Below are 2,070 nucleotides of genomic sequence, written 5' to 3' on the forward strand. Positions count from 1 at the left end.
AGGTATTACGTTATATTTAATACATATTCCTTATATATAAAAATATTACATTTATAAAGCTAAAACACTTACACTTTTGGTTCTTTGACGAAGTTAAAATTTAGTTTTTACTATATTGATAAACTCAAAAACTTTATTATAATTAATAAAAATTATGTTTGGAGTTTTTTATCATGAATATATATAAAATTGTTTTTAGCCCAACAGGTGGAACTAAAAAAGTTGCAGATGCGGTTGCTTTGGAAATTAGTCAAAAGAATAATGCAAGTATAGAAGAAGTTGATTTAACTAATTATAATATGGACTTTCAAAGTATAAAAATATCTCAAGATGATATTGCTATTCTTGCAGTACCATCTTATGCAGGCAGGGTTCCAGCAGTAGCATCAGAACGAATATCTCAAATAAAAGGTAATGGAGCTAATACTGTTATTGTGTGTGTTTATGGTAATAGAGATTATGATGACACTTTAATTGAACTTTATGATATAGCAAAAGAATCAAATTTTAAAGTTACTTCTGCTATATCCGCAATTGCTAAACATTCCATAGCTTATAAATATGCTTCTAACAGACCAGATGAAAATGATATAAATAAACTTAAAGAGTTTGCTTCTAAAATAATAAATGCTTATGATTTTTTAGATGAACATAAATTAAAGGGAAACCGTCCATATAAAAAAGTAGGTAAAGTGCCATTGGTGCCTAAAACTAAAAATAAATGTAATAATTGTAAATTATGTGCTAAGAAATGCCCTGTTCAAGCAATAAATATTAATAATCCTAAAATAATTGATAAAAGTAAATGCATATCGTGTATGAGATGCGTTTCAATATGCAATTATTCTGCTAAATATATTAATAAGGCTAAGTTAGAATTAGTTCATTTGGCTTTGAAAAAGTCCTGCTCTAAAGCAAAAGATTATGAATTTTATATTAATTAATTTTAATTTTTAAAAGAACTATATTTTTTATACAAAATATAAATATTATTTTAGCTTTTATATATTCCAAATATATAAAGCTAAACACTTGTACTTTCGCGAAGCTTGCCAGAAGGGCAAAAACTTTTTGCTGCGGGAAAAAGTTTAATAAAATAAAAACTTAAATTACAAAATTAATTTTTTATTGTTATCATTGGCTAGCCCTCAAACCAATACTTCTTTTGCGACAGAAGTAAGAACCTGCGGATACGAAGGCGGTAAAAAGTCTATAATGAATTTATAAAATTAAAAAATAAAATTATTTAAGTATATAAATTATGGTATGGCTATAGTTTGAGGGTCTGTTTCTTTTTTCTCCACATACCAATCCTCTTCATTGTTCGGGTCCATTTCCGCTATTTGCTCTAAGCTCATACATATATAGTTACCTTTTGCTGTTACTGCAACTGTATCATCATTAAGAAGTATATACCCTTCTCCTTCATACATTCTGCCATTGCCGTAAGTAATCTTTCCAATTATTCTAATCTCTTCATTGATAGGTACAGGCTTTTTATATTTTGTTGTAAGTGTTGTTGTTACGCCCCATTTATCTTCCCCGGTGTATGGCATCATAGCTCTTCCTATAGTTTCATCTAATATAGCAGCAAGTATACCTCCATGCACTCTTCCGGGGTATCCTTGATGATAATCTTTAAAAGTTACCAAAGCACAAAGCGATTTATCTTCAAGCTCAAAGAACTCTGCCTTCAAACTTAAATCATTTTTAAATCCGCATACTAAACACATTCTTGAATTGTTTTGTTTATTCAATACTTTTAATTCCATAAAAATCTCCTTGTCTATTATAAACGAATACATTATAACATTATATAATAAAAAGTTAATTGTTTAATAGACTAAAATATAAACTTATATTATAATAACAACATTACAATATTAAAAAGGTTTTTTATATATGATAAAGGTAAGCGTAATAGTACCAGTATATAATGTTGAAGATTATTTAAGAGAATGTTTAGATAGCATAATTAATCAAACATTAAAAGAGATAGAAATACTTTGTATAGATGACTGCTCTACAGATAATAGTTATAATATATTAGAAGAATATTCAAAAAAAGAT

The 2,070-nt window shown here is 27.1% G+C and carries 3 protein-coding genes; 2 read left to right on the plus strand and 1 reads right to left on the minus strand.

Going from position 1 to position 2,070, the window contains the following annotated elements:
* The first annotated feature begins 173 nt into the window (after positions 1-173).
* Positions 174-944, plus strand: coding sequence for a 4Fe-4S binding protein (locus E6A48_RS11340; RefSeq protein ID WP_219710414.1), 771 nt, complete (start codon positions 174-176; stop codon positions 942-944).
* A 315-nt stretch (positions 945-1,259) separates the two neighbouring features.
* On the opposite strand, the gene E6A48_RS11345 is transcribed toward E6A48_RS11340, so the two are convergent.
* Positions 1,260-1,772 (minus strand): PaaI family thioesterase, encoded by a 513-nt coding sequence (locus tag E6A48_RS11345; RefSeq protein ID WP_219710416.1) that lies wholly within the window; start codon positions 1,770-1,772, stop codon positions 1,260-1,262.
* A gap of 130 nt (positions 1,773-1,902) precedes the next feature.
* Here E6A48_RS11345 and E6A48_RS11350 point away from each other — a divergent pair.
* A partial coding sequence (locus E6A48_RS11350) for a glycosyltransferase family 2 protein (RefSeq protein ID WP_219710418.1) occupies positions 1,903-2,070 on the plus strand: 168 nt, incomplete at its 3' end.

Source organism: Brachyspira pilosicoli (assembly GCF_019402445.1).
GTDB lineage: Bacteria > Spirochaetota > Brachyspiria > Brachyspirales > Brachyspiraceae > Brachyspira > Brachyspira pilosicoli_B.